Origin of the sequence: Sodalinema gerasimenkoae IPPAS B-353 (genome assembly GCF_009846485.1) — a bacterium.
Lineage (GTDB): Bacteria > Cyanobacteriota > Cyanobacteriia > Cyanobacteriales > Geitlerinemataceae > Sodalinema > Sodalinema gerasimenkoae.
Genome location: NZ_ML776472.1, coordinates 1,112,828 through 1,131,835, shown reverse-complemented (window position 1 = coordinate 1,131,835; position 19,008 = coordinate 1,112,828). Strand labels below are relative to the sequence as shown.

Here is a 19,008-nt window from a genome sequence, read left to right as displayed (position 1 = left end):
TGATCGTGGTTTATGAGCCTTTACACCACAAATATCGTCCTGCCACCTTTGCCGATCTCGTTGGACAGTCGGCGATCGCCAGTACCCTAACCAATGCCATTCGCCAAGAACGGATCGCACCGGCTTACCTATTTTGTGGGCCTCGGGGAACGGGGAAAACCTCCAGTGCGCGGATTTTTGCCAAATCCCTAAACTGCTTGACTAGCGATCGCCCCACCGCAACCCCCTGCGGAACCTGTGACGCGTGCCGCAGCATTGCCCGAGGCTCAGCCCTCGATGTCATTGAAATTGACGCCGCCAGTAACACCGGCGTTGATAACATTCGTGAACTCATCGAACGGGCCCAATTTGCCCCAGTCCAAGCCCGTTACAAAGTCTATATTATCGACGAATGCCATATGCTCAGTACGGCGGCATTCAACTCCCTATTAAAAACCCTAGAAGAACCCCCAGCTCACGTTATTTTCATCCTGGCTACCACCGATCCGCAGCGAGTTTTACCCACCATTATTTCTCGCTGTCAACGGTTTGACTATCGCCGCATTGCCCTCGATGCTATGACCGGGCATTTGCGCTATATCGCCGAGGAAGAGGCCATCGCCATCACCGATGACGCCCTTACCCTCATTGCTCAACTGGCTCAGGGAGGATTGCGAGATGCCGAGAGCGTTCTCGATCAACTGAGCTTGTTACCCGAAGAAATCGACGTCGAACGAGTCTGGGATTTAGTGGGAGCCGTCCCAGAACGGGATTTGCTGACCTTGCTGGAGGCGATCGCCCAAAACAACCCTCAACAAGTCTTAGAACAATGTCGCTATCTCCTCGATCGCGGACGAGAACCCCCCATTGTCATGCAAAATCTCGCCGCCTTCTATCGAGATTTACTCATCGCCAAAACCGCCCCCCACCGCAACGATCTCGTCACCGTGACGGCCCAAACTTGGGAGGCCCTCTGTCAGTTCGCCCAGCAGTGGGACGAACGCCTCATTCTGGCCGGTTCCCAGCACTTACGCGCCTGCGATTCTCAGGTTCGCCATACCACCCAACCCCGTCTCTGGTTAGAAGTTACCTTACTGGGGTTACTTCCGGCGAACTTGCAGCCGCCCCAAACTCCCCCGTCTAACGCCCCCCTGACCCCATCCCAGGCGGTATCAACTCCCATGGCTTCTGTGGCGCCTGTGGCTCCCGCTCCAGCACCTCAGGCTCCCGTTCAACCTGCCATCCCCCCCACTCCGGCACCTCAAGCTCCCGTTCAACCCGCCATCACCCCCAGCCCAGCCGCTAGAACTCACTCCCCAGCCCCCCAGACTTCAAGCCAAGAGCCAGCCCCCAGCCCTTCTCCCCCCCCTCCAGACCCCGCACCCGAAGCCACAGGTTCCCATAATTTGCCCCAAGTCTGGCAGCAAGTTCTGGAAAATATCGAATTCCGGGCTACCCGAGAACTCTTACGCCAACAGGGGCGTTTGCTGAGTTTTGATGGTCAAACTGCCCAGATTGGCGTACCGAAAGCCCTCATCAAAATGGCAGAAACCAAAGTTACTGACATTGAAGCGGCCTTCCAGAACACCCTACATAAAACCATCCGCGTCAAAATTGGCCCCGCCCAGGGACAAGTTGGAGGCTCCAGCCCCCCCACCTCTCATCCCCAAGCGTTGCCGCCCTCCCCTAACGGCACAGCCTCTGCCCCCTCTGTGGCCGTCGTAACCCCTTCCCCACCGACTGACGCCTCTTTCGGGTCATCTGAGCCGGCTAGAGGCACAACGACAGTAGAGACTCCTCCCTGGGAAGAGTCTGCATCGGTCAGTCCCCCGGAACCACAGACAGCTCCCATCGAGAGTAACGGTCATTCTCAGTCCCCAGGAACCGTTGCGGCTGAGGCAGTCCAGGGGGCGGAAGACCCTCTCGGTTCTCAAAACCAAACTCAACTGGGGTCTATGGCTGCTGCTACTGACCCTCAAGACGCTGAGGGCAGTTGGGAGGTTGACAAACTGCATCAGGTGGCTCAACAGTTTGCCCAGTTCTTCAATGGCCATGTGGTCGATTTAGACGATGACCTGGACTTTGAACTCTAGTGAGACTCCTGTACGCCTCGGTGAACTGTTTTCACCCATTTGAGCCGTTTGGGGCGAACTGCTAGGCGGGCGGTCGTGGCGACCATGACCAAGAGCCAATGTAGCATATAGAGGGTTCCCTGAATGGTATCTCGCAGTAGTAGGGGCAAGGGCGGTTGTTTGCCTTCTTGACGATTTACCCGTCGTAAGCCCAGGCCCATCCAGACAAGAGAGAGACTGATGGTTAACGTGGTCATGGGGCTAAGCAGGGGCAGGCGAGTTCGTACGAGGGAGAGGAGTAAATCCGGTAAGGCTGCTGTGGGTAAGAGATATTGAATCCACAGGAAGACCAGTAAATCGAAGCGTTTGGACAGACTCAGCCGCCGGCCGCACAGGAGTCGCCAATAGTCGAGATAGCGTTGGTAGCCTCCTTCGGCCCAACGAGAGCGTTGATGCCACAGGGCCAGGGGCTGGGTGACCCCTTCCTCGCGAACGGTGGGCAGGGTGACACAATCAATGTCCCAGTGATCCAGATGGAGCCGTAGGGTTAAGTCCAAGTCGTCGGTAATGGTTTCTTCGTTGAAATGGCCACAGCGTTCTAGGGCACTACGTCGAATGACTTGTCCGTTGCCCCGCAGTTCGCCAATTCCGCCCAGGGCAACTCGTTGTTCTTGGAGATAGGCATCTAAAATCATTTCCAGGCGTTGTCCCTGAGTCCAGAGGTTGTCGCTGGCATTGCTGATAACCTTACGAACCTGGACGGCGCCGACGCGATCGCCCTCGAACAGGGGCAAGACTCGCCAGAGGAAGTCTGAACTGACCTGGGCATCGGCATCAAAGATCGCGATAATCTCCCCTTGGGCCAGTCGTACCGCTTGATTGAGAGCGCCGGATTTGCCGCCGCGAGCCGTGTGGTCCCGATGCAAGACCTGTAGACGGTCATATTGCTGGCTTAGGGTATCGAGCAGTTCTGGGGTTCCGTCGCTGCTGTTGTCGTCAATGGCCCAAATATCATAGCGATCGCCCGGATAGTCCAGTTGATCTAACATCTCAATCAAGGGGGCGATCGCCGCTTCCTCATTTTTGGCCGGGATCAGAAACGAGACGTAGGGGGGCGGAGTTTCCCTAGAGATGGAGGTCGATACGGATGTCAGTTGACGACGGGGAGGAGAGGATAGAATCGTCCTCAGACCATGAACCCCCACTAAACCGGTGAGTCCCCAGATGACCCAGACCCCCCAGGAGAGGAAATGCAAGCTAATCATCCCCCCCCAAATCAGCAGTAACATCACGGCGGCTTTACCTCGTCGTCCGGCATACCCTCGATAGGATGAGGCCCGGGTTGACGCTGAAGAGACTGAGGCGGCCTTGTCCAAGGGGCGGTCGGACAAAATCGTCGTCAAGGGTTCCCAGGGTTGAGAGGGATTGCGATCAAACCAAAAATTTACCGGCATAGTTGGGGGTCGTTGTGCTGCGTTCTCACTCAAAATGGCATTAAGCCAAGTTTTGGGGCTACAGTTTCAAAATATATCAAAGTAACCCCCAAGATCAGATTTGACGCTCTCTAGGGAGAAATTCATAGGGGATGTCAAAATGATCAATGGTGGATTGGCGGAGTCTCGCCCATCCCACAAGACGTTACCTATTCAGTCTCCTAACTATGTCACTGGAAAATCTGCAACCGGCTCCCAAGGCGAAGGTGATGGTTTACCTTCCGTACTATAAGACCAACAATCAACGCAGCGCCTTGCCCCTGGCCATTGGCCTGTACGAGAAGGGGAACCTCGAAGGAGAGCGTCGCATTGAGGGGGGCAAGAATATTCCCTTCGTGGCCACCTGGAATGTCTCAAGCCTCCCGGCCGATCCGACCCGCTGTCGCTTGCAGTTCGACGCGAATGCCGATTTGAGCTACGAGACCACGATGGCCAATTATGAGTTTCTTAATTTTGTCATCGAACTGCTGATTATCTTTAAGAAATATCGAGTTGTCGATTTCTCTAAGGGGTTTTATCACAAACTCTTAGATGTCGATGAGTAACCTCAATTTGCCGCAAGACCCTGACACCAAGGAGATCCGGTCAGTTTGGCGGTGCCGGAGCGATCGCAGAAAAATCTAGGGAAGGTCACCCTTGATACAGTTACTATGAAGTTTAACGGCTCACAGTAGATTGAAGAGTGAACACGGTGACGGTGAGTTGTGTCTACAGTCATCTCACACCATGGAAAAGGAGTGTCTAGCGTGCCGAACCCCCCCAAATATCTAATCGTTGGGTCGATTGAACCCTATAGTGGCAAAACCTCTAGTCTCTTGGGACTGGCGCATCAACTGCAAAAAACCGGTCTTGAATTCGCCATTGGACAACCCTTGGCTCCTGCGAGCAGCTCATCGGAGGGGTCAATGCTGATTAAGGCAGAAGTGGATTTTATCGCCCAACAGTTAAATCTGAGTGGCGATCGCGTCCAATCGCCGATCCTAACCCTATCACCGGAGATGTTGGCGAAACGGCTGCAAGGGGAAGATGTCACGGATTACATGGCCCTAGTTCAAGGCTTACCGATCCCCGATGTGGACTTGGTGATGTGGGAAGGTCCCACGAGCTTATCGGAGGGACGTAGCTTTGATCTGTCTCTACCCCAATTGGCGGAACGGGTTGATGCCGCAGTTCTGTTGGTGGTTCGCTATGACTCGATGTTAACCATTGACCGAGTTCTCTCGGCGAAGGCTCAGTTGGGCGATCGCCCCTTAGGGATTATCCTCAACAATGTCCCCACGGATGAGTTAGATCAGGTTCAGACTGGCGTACAACCCTTTTTGGAACGCTCGGGCATTACCGTGGTGGGCATTCTACCCCATAGTGCCTTGCTACGCAGTGTCAGTGTGCAGGATGTGGTCAAAAATCTTGACGCCGAGGTGCTTTGTGGGAAGGAGCGTCTGGATTTGATGATTGAGAGCATCCAGATTGGCGCCATGAGCGTTAATTCGGCGGTGAAATACTTTCAGCAAAGCTTCAACACCGCCATTGTGACGGGGGGCGATCGCGCGGACATTCAACTGGCTGCCTTGGAGACGGCTACTCACTGTCTGATTCTCACGGGACATCACCTAACCCCGAGTGATTTAGTTCTGAATCGGGCCGAAGAGGTAGAAATTCCGGTCATCTCTGTTGAACGAGACACCCTAACCACCGTCGAACTTCTCGATGCCATGTTTGGCCGCACACCAGTCCGAGAACCGATGAAGCTGGACTACATCTATCAGATGGCCCAAGAACATTTGCAGATTGATCGGCTCCTCAACCTACTGGAGTTAAGAGATCGAGGATAAGGACTTCAGCCCCTGACTGAGGTTTAAATTTCCCCACTGAGGCCAAAATCCATCTCAGGGATAGCTGACTACCCAAAGGAAGCGGGGGCGTACTACTGGTGCAGTACGCCCCCAACTCTTTTCTGTTGCCTGTTGCCTGTTGCCTGTTGCCTACTGCCTTCTTTCCCCTTCTCCCCCGCAAAAGCGTTCTGTCTGTTACAATACTTGCGTCGTTCAGTTCCCGTCGTACTGTCTTTGAGTCAAACTACAGAGACTTCCGAGAAAGTTGACGTTTTTCTACAAGAGCTGGCTGCTATTCAGCAGTCCGGTTCCAAACGCATCGCGATTCTCGGGTCGCGTCATGTTCCTATCACTCATCAACATCTAATTGAGGTGATGAGTTATGCCCTGGTCTTAGGAGGAAATCGCCTAATCACCTCAGGGGCAACCGGCACCAATTCCGCTGCGATTCGCGGAGCCATGCGTGCTGATCCCAATCAGTTAACGGTGATTCTTCCGCAAAGCCTAAAACGTCAAGGGAAGGAGTCCCGCAAACAGCTCGATCAAGTCATGCACTTGGTGGAACATCCAGAACATGATGAGTTGTCCCTAGCTGAAGCCAGTGCCAACTGTAACTTGGAGATTATTAGCCGCTGTCAGCAGTTAATTTGCTTTGCCTTCCATGACAGTCACACCCTGCTGCAAACCTGCCGTGATGCAGAAGACCAGCGTAAAATCGTGACGCTGTTTTATTTCGATTGATGCCTTAGCGTTGAGTACCTTGATGTTTATCCAATGGTCTGACTCGCTGATCTTGCTGTTGGCGATCGCGATCGCGGCGGCATTAATTTATTTGCCCTACCTTTGGGTCGGTTATGCTCGCTTTCGGGTGGGATATGATCTCGCTGCCCCGCGTGCCATGTTTGATCGTCTCCCGGCCTATGCACAACGGGCCACTTGGGCACATCAGAATTCTTTCGAGACGTTCCTACCGTTTGCAGCGGCGGCGTTCATGGCCTACATCACTAACGGAGGATCGGCGACAACAACCTCGGCGGCGTTGGTTTTCTTGGCCTCTCGTGTTGCCTATTCGGCCTGTTATATCTTAAATGTGCCGTTGTTACGGTCAGCCTCGTTTATCGTCTGCAGTCTAGCCACGTTGCTGCTGTTTGCGGTTGGCTTGGATGCTGCGGGATTCCATCCCAGTCTCTAACCTAGCCAGTCTGAGGAGGATTGAGACGAAACTCGCTGCATCCCCATCGCGGCAAACTCAGCGAAGGCCGCTTCAGCCGCTTCGGTAAAGTCCACGACACCCGGAATTACCACTGCTGAGGTGCAGTCGTCTAGCAGATAGATCCGTTGGGCAATGCTGTCCGCCTGTTCAGGATGGCGATCGCGAATCTCTTGACACAGATCTCGAACCGTCCAAGCCACACAGTGACTTTTAGCTTGGCCGGCAATAATCAGCTGGTCAAAGTCAAGCAGATGCTCAATCAGATCTGTGTTTTTTTGGCCAATCACTCGACCGTCAGGGGTCGTAGTTACTTCAGGTTTTAAGACCGAGTAATTCTCCGTGAGAGGGTGATATCCCTTGAGTTCGTAGCGGGTGGGGCTACGACGGACTAAGCTATGAACAAAACAGGCTTCTTCAACAGCGGCGACTAAACTATGGCCAATGCCACCGGTCATGCCATGGTAAGCCCAAATAGTCAAAGGATACTTACTCTCTTGGGTCAGTTGCCGAGCATAATGACGTGCATAGGCATCCCCATCAATGTCGATGGGTAACAGGGGAACAATCTCTGGATTAATTCGCCAGGTTCCGGCCTCAATCTCCGCGAGGTCTAAGGTACTCATGGGAGCAGGATGATCCCCCGCCTCATTTACCCAAAATGCAGGGTGAAAAATCTGCAACGCACTATGGGTGTCTAGGGTGGGGATAATCTCTGTAATCTGCCCCAAGTGACGATAGATAAACTCGCAAAGCCGCCGGTTATCGTCCACTGCCCCCTTGCCACTGCGTCCGGCAACAAAGAGTTCAAATCCTGGGATACAAAACGTATTTTGCACATCAATTAAGAGTAATCCGATGCGCTGTGTATCTTCACAAGCCGCTCGAATCTGATGCTGTTTTTGCCAATTGTGAGCGTCTTGGGCGCGATCGCCATAAGGAACTCGCCAGACATCGTCAACAGTTTCTGGATTAAACCAAGGAGGCAACATAAATGGTTCGCAGACAATCAAGAACAGACATTTATTGACAAAAAATAATTCAATACAATAATCAATAAACCCAGTTTTATAACAAGTTTTAGTATAATTTGTGTTGCTTTTTTAGTTTAGGGTTATCAGTCAAATTGAGGGACCATCAAAAGACTTAATCATAGGGGCGAAGTTTTGTCCGCCCCTACAATTTTGTCTGCAATTCAACAGATGAACCCGTATATCCCAAAGACCCTGAAAAATTGGGTCATCCGAGAAACAGGGAACCTTAGAGCTGCTTCACTTCCGCGACCAGCTTCGAAACCATCTCCTTGGCTGAGCCAAATAACATCATGGTTTTGTCGCGGTAGAACAACTCATTATCAACCCCAGCAAACCCGGTGCTGAGACCCCGTTTAATGACGATCGCATGTTTGGCGCGATCGACCTGAATAATCGGCATCCCATAAATCGGGCTATCTTTCTGGGTTTGAGCCGAGGGATTGACCACATCATTGGCGCCAATCACCAAGGCCACGTCCGTTTCCTCAAACTGAGGATTGATGTCATCCATATCATAGAGGGCATCATAGGGGACATTGGCTTCAGCCAGTAACACGTTCATGTGACCGGGCATCCGTCCAGCGACGGGGTGAATCGCATACTTCACCTCCACGCCCATCTTATCGAGCTGATCCGCCAGTTCACGAATCGAATGCTGCGCTTGAGCCACCGCCATGCCATAGCCGGGGACAATGACCACAGAACGGGCGTAACCGAGCATCATGGCGCATTCTTCGGGGTCAATGTTGCGAACCACCTTGTCCCCTTGAGCGCTACCGCCTGCGGCTGCTGTTCCGCCACTTTCTCCAGTACCAAAGGCAGCAAACAAGACATTCGTCAGGGAGCGGTTCATGCCTTTACACATGATGATCGTGAGAATGATCCCCGATGCACCCACCAGGGCCCCAGCGATAATGAGCATATTGTTCATCACCACAAACCCAGCCGCACTCGCCGCTAACCCAGAAAAGGAGTTCAGCAGGGAGATGACCACCGGCATATCCCCGCCGCCGATGGGGATGACAAACATAATCCCCAACACGAGGGAAATGGCGACCAAGCCCAGAAACAGAGAGGGGGTTGGGGAGGTGGCCACCAGATAGCCACTCCCAATGAGGAAACTGGCCAGTAAAGCGGCGTTAAAGGGTTGTTGCAGGGGAAAGGTGATGGGAGACCCTGAGATCAGCCCTTGAAGCTTGGCAAAGGCAACTAGGGAGCCAGTAAAGGTGACCCCCCCAATCAGAACCCCTAACATAACCGTGATCGTTGAGCCAGCATTGGGTTCAGCGGTGAGGTCGAAGTAATGCCAAAACTCAGCCATAGCCACCAAGGCCGACGCTGCACCCCCTAAGCCATTAAACAGCCCAACCAATTGGGGCATGGAGGTCATCGCCACTTTTTGAGCCGTGATGGCCCCGATGACAGAGCCGATGGCAATCCCCAGCAAAATCATCTGGTGGTTGAGAACCTGGCGATCGAGAAGGGTTGCCACGATCGCCACGAGCATAGCCAGAGAGGCCAGACGATTGCCTTGGCGTGCAGTTGCAGGTGAGCCGAGGCGCTTCAAGCCGACGAAGAACAAGGACGCGGCCACCAGATAGCTCAATTGAATGCCAGTTGGCAAAAAGTCGCTCATGCTTTAGCCTCTTTTTTCTTGAACATTTGCAGCATACGGTCGGTGACGAGGAAGCCGCCGACAACGTTAATGGTGGCGAAGACGACGGCCACGAGTCCGAGAATCACGGTTACGTTCCAGTCGCGATCGCCCGCCACAACGATGGCCCCTAACAGGGCAATGCCGGAAATGGCATTCGCCCCGGACATTAGGGGGGTATGTAGGGTGGGGGGCACTTTATTGATGACCTCAAAGCCAGCAAAGGAGGCGAGGACAAAAATAAACAGTGCGGCAATAATCGGGTCAGTCATGTCAAAATTCCTCTGGACAAATCCAGTCTTGTTAATGGGGCCAGAGCCTGTGAGTTCGAAGGTCAAACCCATCAGGTCAGCTTAGGCTACGGAGGTCACGCCCAACGCCTGACGAACCCGCTCGTTACGGATCTCCCCCTTAAAGGTGACGCAGGTCTCGCTGGGGATGTCATCCTCGAAATCTAGGTTCAGCTGGTCATCCTGAATCAGATAATCCAAGAAGGTGGAAATATTCTTGGCGTACATCTGACTGGCGTGAACCGGCATGGAGGAGGGCAGGTTGACCGGACCAATGAGGGTAACACCGTGACGCACCACATGGCCCCCGGCTTCAGTCCCTTCACAGTTGCCTCCCTGTTGGGCGGCTAAATCCACGACCACGGAACCGGGGCGCATCCGGGTAATCATGTCATCGGTGATGATGCGAGGAGCTTTTTTGCCCGGAACTTGGGCTGTGGTAATGACCACATCCGATTGGGCTACGCTATTGGAGATGGCTTCCTGGGTTTTCTGTTTCGAGGCTTCTGAGAGTTCCTTGGCGTAACCACCTTTGGCGACGGTATCTTCTTCGAGTTCCACCTCCACAAACTTGGCGCCGAGACTTTGCACTTCCTCCTTCACCGCCGGGCGGATGTCAAAGGCTTCGACCACGGCGCCGAGACGACGACTGGTGGCGATCGCCTGTAGACCAGCGACCCCAGCCCCGACGATAAAGACCTTGGCGGGACGAATGGTTCCGGCAGCCGTGGTGAGCATAGGGAAGAATTTGGGCAACGCTGAAGCGGCCACGAGAACAGCCTTATAACCGGCTACCCCAGCTTGAGATGAGAGGGCATCCATACTCTGGGCGCGACTGGTCCGAGGGATTAGCTCCATACTCAGGGCGGTAATGCCTCGCTGGGCAATCTGCTGCATCAGCTCAGCATTAGCCAAGGGGTTGAGAAAACTGATCAAGGCAGTCTCAGGACTGAGGCGATCAACCTCCTCAGGAGTGGGCGGGGCAACTTTTAACAGCACATCATGTCCCTGCCAAATTTGACTGGGATCTGAGACAATTTTCGCCCCGGCGGCTTCATAGGCCGAGTCAGGAAAAAACGATCCCTCACCGGCTCCGGCTTCGATAGAGATATCGAGTCCCTTTTTGCTCAGCCGAGCAACGATGTCGGGAATGAGTGCAACGCGGCGCTCCCCGACCTCGATTTCTTTGGCAACTGCAACTTTCATGAAGACTCCTCTACGGGTTTAATGCTGCGATTTTAGCGATGGGATGGCTTGACGATCAGTTCGCGATGACCAAACGGATCGGACAAGTGGTGCAACCCGTGATACGACCTGAGACAGTTGGGTTAGCCGTCATGGCTCTGCCCCTTAAGGACAAGGGCCCGATCATATCTGCTTCTATCTACAGGGAATGGTAGATCAATCTCTATAAACTGGCACAGGCTCTTTAACTTGTCTTAAGACCAATCGTAATACTGAAGAGGAGTTCCCGTCTCCTGAGGCACCAGAAATGTCAGCTAATTCGGATATTTATCCAACCTCTTGCCTCTCCAAGGTTAAGATTTTCTGGCAAACCCCTGGAATGCCAGGCTGGGAGTCCCAGTAGATGAGGCGCTTGAGTTGGAGCATGATCCTAACTGTAGCCTGTTCTGAGTGTTAGGGTTGACCGGCTCAGGAGTGGGCGATCGCCAAACCCATGACCGATCGTGACAGTTGACCATGGCTATTGATACATTGGTTAACATTGTCAAGAAACTGCGATCACACCATCCCCAACCATCACACCACTTTTGCGATCTAGATGAGGAGTCCTTATGAAACGTTGGTTATCTGCAAGTTTGATCATCGGGGCCTTAGCCGTTGCCGCTCCCCCCGAAGTAACCGCGCAAGGGTTGCCGGGATTTACCCTCTTCGGCGGCCCACGACGGGAAAATCAACTCAGCTTTCGGCTTGACTATGGCCGAACTGGACATCCGCGCGATCGCTATCGTTTGCGGATTCCCGCTGACAAAATGAGCTTTGCCGTCAATCAATTCTCCATTGATTACCCGGATTACTACGATGGTCAATTTGATGTCAATCTCAATCCAGACCGGGAACCACACCGGCAGCCGGTACAAGTGAGAGTTCGGCAAAACCGCGACTACGAGGTCATTCCCCTAGAAGACGTGATTTGGGATGAGGAGAACCAAGTCATCGAAATCTATCCCGTCGAGCCAATTTCGGCAGGGAATGATATCGAAATCGTCTTTTCCAATGTCCGCAATCCCCGCTTTGGCGGGATGTACTACTTCAACGCTCGGGTGTTTAGTCCTGGAGACCTCCCCATGGCTCGCTATCTGGGAACCTGGGTGTTGAATATTAGCCCCCGCTAACCCCTGCTACGGTCAACTCTCTTACAGCGGCATCAGCTCGGCAATGGCCGCTTAATGAGAGTGACCGAGAAACTGAAAAATCCTGAATCCCCTGGCAGTGCCCAGGGGATTTTGATGTAGAATGGTAAACTGCATATTTGTCAACCACACGCTTAACCCATGACCAAACGAACCTTCGGCGGAACCGTCCGCAAACGCAAACGCACCTCCGGCTTCCGCGCTCGGATGCGCATTAAAACCGGGCGGCGAGTCATCAACTCTCGTCGTCGTAAAGGGCGGGCCCGGCTTTCTGTCTAGGAATCCTGGTGCTACCTCAGGCTCATCGACTTCGCCATTGGAAAGACTTTCAAACGGTTTATCAGCGCGGCCGTCGTGCCCGCAGTCGAGTACTGGGATTACGGGCCTATCGCCAATCCCAACCCGCGAACGAGGGGAACAGCACTGACTCCGTTCCCCCAACTCGCTTTGGCATCAGTGTGGGTCGCAAAATCAGTAAAAAAGCCGTTGTCCGCAATCAAATTAAACGACGCCTTCGAGCCGCATTGCGCCAGTTACTCCCCCGAGTCCAGCCCGGTTGGGATGTGATTATCATCGCTTACCCAGAGGCCAAAGAGTGCAATTCACGACACTTTCTGCCAGAATTAGAGCAGTTGTTGGCAAGAATTGAGGTACTCAATGGGCATTCGTGAGGAAGTCTTTTATGAAGGAGGTCCCCATATCGGTGACCTCGTTTTCAATATCCTAATTGGCTTAACGGTCATTGGCTTGCCCCTAACCGTAGGTGCGGTAATCCGTGCCCTCTGGCTGCGGTTTCGGATTACGAACCGTCGTCTCTCGGTAACGGGAGGCTGGATGGGGCGCGATCGCACCGATGTCGTGTACTCAGAAATTTCAAAAGTTGTCACCGTTCCCCGAGGCTTCGGACTCTGGGGCGATATGGTGTTAACCCTCGAAGGAGGTAGCCGACTCGAACTCCGAGCCGTCCCTCAATTTCGAGAGGTGTACAATTACATTCAAGAGCATTTGTCCCCCGAGGCCCAACAGGTTAGTGGCGCTTTAGGACAATAATCCTCAAACCACTTATTAAGATTGGGTCAGAATTGACGATATCACAGCGCAGAAATTGGCGTAAAACGTAATGGATTTTGGTGTTGGTTTTCTCTCCAATAACGTAATGCTGCCGATCCTAGATTTATTCTATGGGATCGTGCCGAGCTACGGACTGGCAATTGTTGCCCTAACCCTGGTGATCCGATTCGCGCTTTACCCCCTCAGCGCCAAATCGATCCGCAGTATGCGTCGGATGCGAGTCGCGCAACCGGCCATGCAGAAACGGGTAAAAGAAGTTCAAGAACGCTATAAAGATGATCCGGCAAAACAGCAGGAAGAAATGAGTGCTGTTTACAAGGAATTTGGCAATCCTCTGGCGGGGTGTTTGCCCATTTTAGTGCAAATGCCGGTGCTATTTGCCTTGTTTGCCACCCTACGGGGATCGCCCTTTGCCGACATTGGCTACCAGGTGGATGTTGAGATTTTCCCTCGGGAGCAGATTGAGCGCATTCAGCCTCAGGTGTACACCAGTGACCCCAAAAATATCTATGTTACCGATGGGGTTCACAAGCAAATTGCAGCGGTGTTACCTGCTGGAAATCGCCTAGTGGTGGGTGAACAGGTCAATCTAGAGTTTCAATCCCTAGATGGGACACCTCTGCAACAGTTGCTGCAAGACTACGATAACCCAGAGGTTAAACCCCAATGGCAAATCAAGGATGGGGAGAATCGGGTTAACATCCGTGAGGATGGAACCCTAGAGGCTCTACAACCGGGGAAAGTCACCTTAGAGGGCAAAATTCCCGGCTTGGCGGCGGAGAAAGGGTTCCTGTTTATTCAAGCCCTTGGCCGTGTTGGGGCAACGGGGGACAATGGCGAAATCCACTGGGATATTGTGGGGATGGTCTTGTTCTTTGGCTTGAGTTTGTATCTCAACCAGATTCTTTCGGGACAGGGACAGGATAGTAATGCCAACCCTCAGCAGCAAACCATCAGCAAGCTGACGCCGGTGATTTTTTCGGGGATGTTCCTATTTTTCCCACTTCCGGCTGGGGTGCTGATGTACATGGTGGTTGCCAACATCTTTCAAACCCTACAGACCTTTATTTTGTCTCGGGAACCCCTCCCAGAAAATCTGCAAAAAATTGTGGATGCTCAAGAAAAAGCGAAAGCCAAAGAGGGATCTCGTCAAGAGTTGCCGTTTGAGCCAAAACGCAAGAAAAAAGCCGGTCAGTCTTAAGCTGCGCCGATTTGAGCGACAGGCCTGTTCCGAAACTAAACCGGGACAGGTTTTGCTGCGGCTGGGGGGGAGTTTGTTAAAATCGCAGCAGATTGTTACCGAAACCAAGCTAACTTGGGCTGCACCGTCACCGTTCGGGAGGACTTGACAATGGAATCGATTTATGTGCCATCTCTACTGAAAGCACCGCAAAAAACGGAGGTCATTGATTTCAAGCAGTTTATCCCAGAATTGGAGACCCTAATGCCGGTGCGGGGGACAGTGTCGGTGGCCCATGAGGGAACCTATCTACAGATTAGTGCCACATTAGAGGCGATCGTGACCCTGACCTGCGATCGCTGCCTGCAACAATATAACCATCGCCTCAATATCTCCCCTGAAGAGGTGATTTGGCTCGATGTCAACGCCGGTCGTGTCGACGATCTCCCCCTCGAACAAGAAGTTCTCAGCGAAGAACTGACCGAAAGCTTGCATCCTGAGGGTCACTTCGACCCCCAAGATTGGGTCTATGAACAGTTATGCCTCGCCCTACCTCACCGCAAACTCTGTCGTCAAGACTGTGGTGGCATTGACGTAGAGACGGCAACCCCGCCGATAATCGATCGCCGTTGGGCCGCCTTGCAAGATCTCAAAGGAAAACTCCCAAGTGAGCCAACTCGTTAACACATGAGTTTTAAAGACGAATTTGAACTGCTGCTACGGGCCCGCTACCCGATTCTCTACATTTCCACCCTGGAAGAAGAACGAGTCGAAACCAGTATTCAGCAATCGGCCAAGAGTCAGGGCAATCGTGCCGTGTATATCTGGGATTTTGTCGAGGGCTATCAGGGCAATGCCAACGATGCCGGGAGCGCCCGACGCAACCCCTTACAAGCCCTAGAACAGGTGGAGAAGTTGCCCGCCAATGCCCCAGCAGTCTTTATTTTGCGAGACTTTCATCGCTTCCTCGATGATATTTCTATCTCCCGTAAACTGCGCAACTTAGCCCGACTCCTCAAGTCTCAACCGAAAAACTTGGTGCTGTTGGCCCCAAATGTCAGCATTCCCGAGGACTTGAGCGAAGTGTTGACGGTGATTGAGTTTTCCCTCCCGACCGCTGAGGAAATTCGTCAGGAAGTTGAGGGCCTGTTATCGGCGACCGGCCGGCCCTTGGGCGATCGCCTCCTCGATGAGATGGTGCGCTCGTGTCAGGGCCTATCCTTAGAGCGGATTCGTCGGGTTCTGGCCCGGGCGATCGCCACCCATGGCCAACTCGAACCCCAAGACGTTGACCTCATCCTCGAAGAAAAACGCCAAACCATCCGCCGCACCCAAATCCTGGAATTTTACGGGGCCACCGAAAACATTAGTGACATTGGCGGTCTCGATAACCTCAAGGATTGGCTACTACGGCGAGGGGGAGGCTTCTCAGAACAAGCTCGCGACTACGGTTTGCCCTATCCCCGAGGCTTACTGCTGGTGGGGATTCAGGGAACCGGCAAATCTCTGAGTGCCAAGGCGATCGCCCATCACTGGCATCTACCCCTGCTACGCTTAGACGTAGGGCGACTCTTCGCGGGCCTCGTGGGAGAATCCGAATCCCGCACCCGCCAGATGATTCAAGTGGCTGAAGCCCTGGCCCCCTGCGTTCTCTGGATTGATGAAATCGATAAGGCCTTCGCCGGACTCGGAGGAAGCGGTGATGGCGGAACCACCAGCCGTGTATTTGGCACCTTTATCACCTGGCTGGCCGAGAAAGACTCCCCCGTCTTTGTGGTCGCCACCGCCAATAATATCCAAGTTTTACCCCCAGAAATCTTGCGTAAAGGTCGTTTTGATGAAATTTTCTTTGTCGGGTTGCCCAGCCAGGCCGAACGACGAGAAATTTTTTCCGTGCATCTATCCCGCTTACGACCCCATAACCTAGCCAACTACGATCTCGATCGCCTCGCCTATGAAACCCCCGACTTTTCTGGGGCCGAGATTGAACAAATGATCGTTGAAGCCATGCACATTGGCTTTAGTCAGGATCGCGACTTTACCACCCAGGATATTCTAGAAGCAGCCAGCCAAATTGTGCCCCTGGCTCGTACCGCTCAAGACCAAATCCAGTTTCTCCAAGACTGGGCCCGGTCCGGTAAAGCGCGTTTGGCATCCCGTCAAGGAAGTTTATCGAGTCGTATCCAAGGACAACTACGCGGTGAATCGTAACACCCGCCTCTCTCTATGAATCTGTCCAACTTAGCTAAATTTATTCTCGGGTTCACGTTGGCGATCGCCCTAACCATTGGTGGTGCGGTTGCGGCCTCCCTCTATCTGGTAGCCCGGCTGACGGCCCTGCCCCCCAGACCGGAGTTTGAGACCGCCGAAACCCAAACGGCGACCCCCGTCAGTACCACCCCAGAAGCCGAAGCGACTCCGGAACCCGAACCCACCCCGGAACCTGAACCCACCCCAGACCCGGGCCTCTATGAAGCTCGCGTCACCTGGCCCGAGGGCTTACTACTACGAGATAATCCCAGTTATGATGCCGCGAGCCTGGGAGGGATTGCTTTTAATGAACGGGTCACCGTCCTAGAAGACGCTCAGGGAGGGGCTTGGCAACGAGTTCGCTCCCAGTCTAGTAATCAAGAAGGTTGGGTTGTCGGTGGCAATTTAGAAGATACCGGCTCCCCCTAAGCCGAAATTCTAGAAATTCCAAAGATTGATTTCAGGGCCCCTCATGCGTCCCCCCAGGGATGCTAAAATGAGGTGCAAGACGTATTCTCCACAATCTCGACCGGATTACCGGAGTTCAGGACTTAATGAGTCTGAGTCGGTGGTAATCCGTTATGGTCTCCATTCCTCCAATTGGTAAGGACGTGAGACCGTAAGCACGTACTCTCACCCTGTTAAAGCATGGCTACGCTGACCCCTAACTCTAGCGAACGTAAACTCTCGAAATTAGAAGGCATTAAAGAACGCAGCGCCTTTTTACGCGAACCCGTTGCCACAGAAATTCTCGAAGATACCACCCACTTCAGCGAAGCGGGGATTCAAATCCTAAAGTTTCACGGCTCCTATCAGCAAGACAATCGAGACAATCGGGTTAAAGGACAAGAAAAGGATTATCAGATGATGATCCGCACCCGTAACCCCGGTGGCTTTATCCCCGCTCAACTGTATTTGACCCTCGATCGCCTCGCCTCGGACTATGGGAATGAAACCCTGCGGGTTACCACTCGTCAAGGATTCCAACTCCACGGCATCCTGAAAAAAAATCTCAAAGCCACCATTAGCGCCATTGTCCGCAACCTCGGCTCCACCCTCGGGGCCTGCGGCGACCTGAACCGCAACGTGATGGCCCCCCCGGCCCCCTTCAAAAATCGCCCTGAGTATGCCCTAGCTTGGGAGTATGCCGATCGCATTGCCGACTTACTCACTCCCCAAAGCGGCGCCTACTATGAAATTTGGCTCGATGGTGAAAAAGCCATTTCCGGGGAAGAAGCGCCCGAAGTCAAAGCCGCTCGCCAACGCAACGGCAACGGAACCATCTTTAAGGATAAAGAAGAGCCAATTTATGGGGAACATTATATGCCCCGTAAATTCAAGAGCTGTGTCACGGTTCCTGGTGATAACTCCGTTGACTTGTACTCACAAGATTTATCCTTAGTTCTCGTCAGTAACGACCAGGGACAACTACAAGGGTTTAACATCCTCGCCGGTGGTGGCTTGGCCCGAACTCATAATAAGGAAGAAACCTTCCCGCGCCTCGCTGACGAAATTGGCTATGTGGATAAAGCCGATATTTATGACCTGGTGAAAGCCATTGTTGCCACCCAGCGCGACTACGGCGATCGCCATAACCGCCGTCATGCCCGGCTGAAATACCTCCTTCATGACTGGGGCGTGGAAAAATTCCGCAGCACCGTAGAGGACTATTTTGGTAAACCCCTACAGCCCTACCAACCTCTCCCGGAATGGCGCTATGAGGACAATCTCGGCTGGCATGAACAGGGGGATGGCCGCCTGTTTCTCGGACTTTGGGTACAAAACGGACGCATTGCTAATTATGGAGATTGGAAGCTACGGGATGCCCTACGGACCATCATCGAGACCTATAACTTGCCGATGCGTCTGACGCCCCACCAAAACCTCTTGATTTACGATATTGACCCCAGTCATCGTGAGGCCATTAATGGGATTTTACGAGAAGCAGGGGTGCAGTCTCTAGAAGGATTAGATTCCCTCAAACGGCTGTCGATGGCCTGTCCCGCGCTGCCCACCTGTGGTCTGGCTATTGCGGAGTCTGAGCGGGCTATCCCCGATATTTTGACGCGCATTCGTAAGTTACTGATTCGGGTGGGACTCCAGAAAGAGGAGTTTGTCATCCGTATGACCGGTTGTCCCAATGGTTGCGCTCGTCCCTATATTGCCGAGTTAGGCTTTGTCGGTCGCGCTCCCAATGTCTATCAGATGTGGTTAGGAGCCGATCCCCATCAAACTCGTTTGGCGCAAGTCTATCGCGATCGCGTGGCTGCCGATGAGTTAGAAACCGTCCTGGAGCCGTTGTTTGTGTACTTCAAGCAGGATCGTAAACCCGGCGAAAGCTTTGGCGATTTCTGCGATCGCATCGGCATGGACGGCCTACAGGCGTTCTCCGATGGGTATGACCCCTCCACCCTCAAGCCCAAGCGCAAGGAACGGCATCGGATTCGCATTTATGACGAGGTGTATGAGCGTCTCAAACAGGAATCCCTCCGGTCTGGCAAACCGATGTTAGACCTAGCCAGTGACGCTCTCAAAGCCTATCTAGATGGCAATCAGGACTAGATCGGT

The 19,008-nt window shown here is 53.2% G+C and carries 19 protein-coding genes; 14 read left to right on the top strand and 5 right to left on the bottom strand.

From position 1 onward, the window contains the following. Nucleotides 1-5: 5 nt before the first annotated feature. Nucleotides 6-2,072, top strand: a complete 2,067-nt coding sequence (locus tag L855_RS04965; protein ID WP_159784928.1) for a DNA polymerase III subunit gamma/tau — start codon at nucleotides 6-8, stop codon at nucleotides 2,070-2,072. On the opposite strand, the gene L855_RS04960 is transcribed toward L855_RS04965, so the two are convergent. Further along, nucleotides 2,069-3,505 carry a glycosyltransferase family 2 protein gene (locus tag L855_RS04960; RefSeq protein WP_159784925.1) on the bottom strand — a complete coding sequence of 479 codons (1,437 nt, stop codon included), beginning with the start codon at nucleotides 3,503-3,505 and terminating at the stop codon, nucleotides 2,069-2,071. The genes L855_RS04965 and L855_RS04960 overlap by 4 nt on opposite strands. 206 nt (nucleotides 3,506-3,711) lie before the next feature. On the opposite strand from L855_RS04960, the gene ebsA reads away from it, so the two are divergent. The 4 genes from ebsA to L855_RS04940 all read left to right on the top strand — a co-directional run bounded on the left by ebsA (nucleotide 3,712) and on the right by L855_RS04940 (nucleotide 6,568). Further along, nucleotides 3,712-4,089 carry a type IV pilus biogenesis protein EbsA gene (ebsA, locus tag L855_RS04955; RefSeq protein ID WP_159784922.1) on the top strand — a complete coding sequence of 126 codons (378 nt, stop codon included), beginning with the start codon at nucleotides 3,712-3,714 and terminating at the stop codon, nucleotides 4,087-4,089. A 201-nt stretch (nucleotides 4,090-4,290) separates the two neighbouring features. Continuing rightward, nucleotides 4,291-5,376 (top strand): phosphotransacetylase family protein, encoded by a 1,086-nt coding sequence (locus L855_RS04950; protein ID WP_159784919.1) that lies wholly within the window; start codon nucleotides 4,291-4,293, stop codon nucleotides 5,374-5,376. 234 nt (nucleotides 5,377-5,610) lie between these two features. Further along, nucleotides 5,611-6,117: a DNA recombination-mediator protein A gene (locus L855_RS04945; RefSeq protein WP_159784916.1), complete on the top strand. Its 507-nt coding sequence runs from the start codon at nucleotides 5,611-5,613 to the stop codon at nucleotides 6,115-6,117. Between the two features lie 10 nt (nucleotides 6,118-6,127). Continuing rightward, nucleotides 6,128-6,568 carry an MAPEG family protein gene (locus L855_RS04940; RefSeq protein ID WP_343039236.1) on the top strand — a complete coding sequence of 147 codons (441 nt, stop codon included), beginning with the start codon at nucleotides 6,128-6,130 and terminating at the stop codon, nucleotides 6,566-6,568. On the opposite strand, the gene L855_RS04935 is transcribed toward L855_RS04940, so the two are convergent. From L855_RS04935 to L855_RS04920, 4 genes are all read right to left on the bottom strand, one after another. Further along, entirely contained in the window at nucleotides 6,565-7,578 is a 1,014-nt protein-coding gene (locus L855_RS04935; RefSeq protein ID WP_159784911.1) for a cysteine hydrolase family protein, read from the bottom strand. The genes L855_RS04940 and L855_RS04935 overlap by 4 nt on opposite strands. 268 nt (nucleotides 7,579-7,846) lie before the next feature. Then, entirely contained in the window at nucleotides 7,847-9,256 is a 1,410-nt protein-coding gene (locus tag L855_RS04930) for an NAD(P)(+) transhydrogenase (Re/Si-specific) subunit beta (RefSeq protein ID WP_159784908.1), read from the bottom strand. Further along, on the bottom strand, nucleotides 9,253-9,546 hold the full coding sequence (locus tag L855_RS04925; RefSeq protein ID WP_068787869.1) for an NAD(P) transhydrogenase subunit alpha part 2: 294 nt from the start codon (nucleotides 9,544-9,546) through the stop codon (nucleotides 9,253-9,255). The genes L855_RS04930 and L855_RS04925 overlap by 4 nt, the downstream gene beginning before the upstream one ends. 81 nt (nucleotides 9,547-9,627) lie before the next feature. Beyond that, nucleotides 9,628-10,770 (bottom strand): Re/Si-specific NAD(P)(+) transhydrogenase subunit alpha, encoded by a 1,143-nt coding sequence (locus L855_RS04920; RefSeq protein ID WP_159784905.1) that lies wholly within the window; start codon nucleotides 10,768-10,770, stop codon nucleotides 9,628-9,630. A 590-nt stretch (nucleotides 10,771-11,360) separates the two neighbouring features. Here L855_RS04920 and L855_RS04915 point away from each other — a divergent pair. From L855_RS04915 to sir, 9 genes are all read left to right on the top strand, one after another. Further along, nucleotides 11,361-11,921 (top strand): DUF2808 domain-containing protein, encoded by a 561-nt coding sequence (locus L855_RS04915; protein ID WP_159784902.1) that lies wholly within the window; start codon nucleotides 11,361-11,363, stop codon nucleotides 11,919-11,921. 159 nt (nucleotides 11,922-12,080) lie between these two features. Beyond that, on the top strand, nucleotides 12,081-12,218 hold the full coding sequence (gene rpmH / locus L855_RS04910) for a 50S ribosomal protein L34 (RefSeq protein WP_068787874.1): 138 nt from the start codon (nucleotides 12,081-12,083) through the stop codon (nucleotides 12,216-12,218). Nucleotides 12,219-12,226: 8 nt separating this feature from the next. Continuing rightward, complete coding sequence (rnpA, locus tag L855_RS04905) at nucleotides 12,227-12,610, top strand: ribonuclease P protein component (RefSeq protein ID WP_159784899.1); 384 nt, start codon at nucleotides 12,227-12,229, stop codon at nucleotides 12,608-12,610. Then, entirely contained in the window at nucleotides 12,597-12,989 is a 393-nt protein-coding gene (locus L855_RS04900; RefSeq protein WP_159784896.1) for a PH domain-containing protein, read from the top strand. Before rnpA ends, L855_RS04900 begins: the two co-directional genes overlap by 14 nt. Nucleotides 12,990-13,059: 70 nt before the next feature. Further along, nucleotides 13,060-14,211, top strand: a complete 1,152-nt coding sequence (gene yidC / locus L855_RS04895) for a membrane protein insertase YidC (RefSeq protein ID WP_159784893.1) — start codon at nucleotides 13,060-13,062, stop codon at nucleotides 14,209-14,211. A gap of 150 nt (nucleotides 14,212-14,361) precedes the next feature. Next, nucleotides 14,362-14,874: a YceD family protein gene (locus L855_RS04890; RefSeq protein WP_159784890.1), complete on the top strand. Its 513-nt coding sequence runs from the start codon at nucleotides 14,362-14,364 to the stop codon at nucleotides 14,872-14,874. A gap of 3 nt (nucleotides 14,875-14,877) precedes the next feature. After that, nucleotides 14,878-16,401: an AAA family ATPase gene (locus tag L855_RS04885; protein WP_159784887.1), complete on the top strand. Its 1,524-nt coding sequence runs from the start codon at nucleotides 14,878-14,880 to the stop codon at nucleotides 16,399-16,401. Nucleotides 16,402-16,416: 15 nt separating this feature from the next. Next, nucleotides 16,417-16,869: an SH3 domain-containing protein gene (locus L855_RS04880; RefSeq protein ID WP_159784884.1), complete on the top strand. Its 453-nt coding sequence runs from the start codon at nucleotides 16,417-16,419 to the stop codon at nucleotides 16,867-16,869. A gap of 219 nt (nucleotides 16,870-17,088) precedes the next feature. After that, on the top strand, nucleotides 17,089-19,002 hold the full coding sequence (gene sir, locus L855_RS04875; protein WP_159784881.1) for a sulfite reductase, ferredoxin dependent: 1,914 nt from the start codon (nucleotides 17,089-17,091) through the stop codon (nucleotides 19,000-19,002). Nucleotides 19,003-19,008 lie beyond the last annotated feature (6 nt).

Coding starts and splice junctions, on each gene's coding strand:
- L855_RS04960 (WP_159784925.1), bottom strand. CDS start 3,505: ATGCCGGTAAATTTTTGGTTTGATCGCAATCCCTCTCAACCCTGGGAA.
- ebsA (WP_159784922.1), top strand. CDS start 3,712: ATGTCACTGGAAAATCTGCAACCGGCTCCCAAGGCGAAGGTGATGGTT.
- L855_RS04935 (WP_159784911.1), bottom strand. CDS start 7,578: ATGTTGCCTCCTTGGTTTAATCCAGAAACTGTTGACGATGTCTGGCGA.
- L855_RS04930 (WP_159784908.1), bottom strand. CDS start 9,256: ATGAGCGACTTTTTGCCAACTGGCATTCAATTGAGCTATCTGGTGGCC.
- L855_RS04925 (WP_068787869.1), bottom strand. CDS start 9,546: ATGACTGACCCGATTATTGCCGCACTGTTTATTTTTGTCCTCGCCTCC.
- L855_RS04920 (WP_159784905.1), bottom strand. CDS start 10,770: ATGAAAGTTGCAGTTGCCAAAGAAATCGAGGTCGGGGAGCGCCGCGTT.
- L855_RS04915 (WP_159784902.1), top strand. CDS start 11,361: ATGAAACGTTGGTTATCTGCAAGTTTGATCATCGGGGCCTTAGCCGTT.
- rpmH (WP_068787874.1), top strand. CDS start 12,081: ATGACCAAACGAACCTTCGGCGGAACCGTCCGCAAACGCAAACGCACC.
- L855_RS04900 (WP_159784896.1), top strand. CDS start 12,597: ATGGGCATTCGTGAGGAAGTCTTTTATGAAGGAGGTCCCCATATCGGT.
- yidC (WP_159784893.1), top strand. CDS start 13,060: ATGGATTTTGGTGTTGGTTTTCTCTCCAATAACGTAATGCTGCCGATC.
- L855_RS04890 (WP_159784890.1), top strand. CDS start 14,362: ATGGAATCGATTTATGTGCCATCTCTACTGAAAGCACCGCAAAAAACG.
- L855_RS04885 (WP_159784887.1), top strand. CDS start 14,878: ATGAGTTTTAAAGACGAATTTGAACTGCTGCTACGGGCCCGCTACCCG.
- L855_RS04880 (WP_159784884.1), top strand. CDS start 16,417: ATGAATCTGTCCAACTTAGCTAAATTTATTCTCGGGTTCACGTTGGCG.
- sir (WP_159784881.1), top strand. CDS start 17,089: ATGGCTACGCTGACCCCTAACTCTAGCGAACGTAAACTCTCGAAATTA.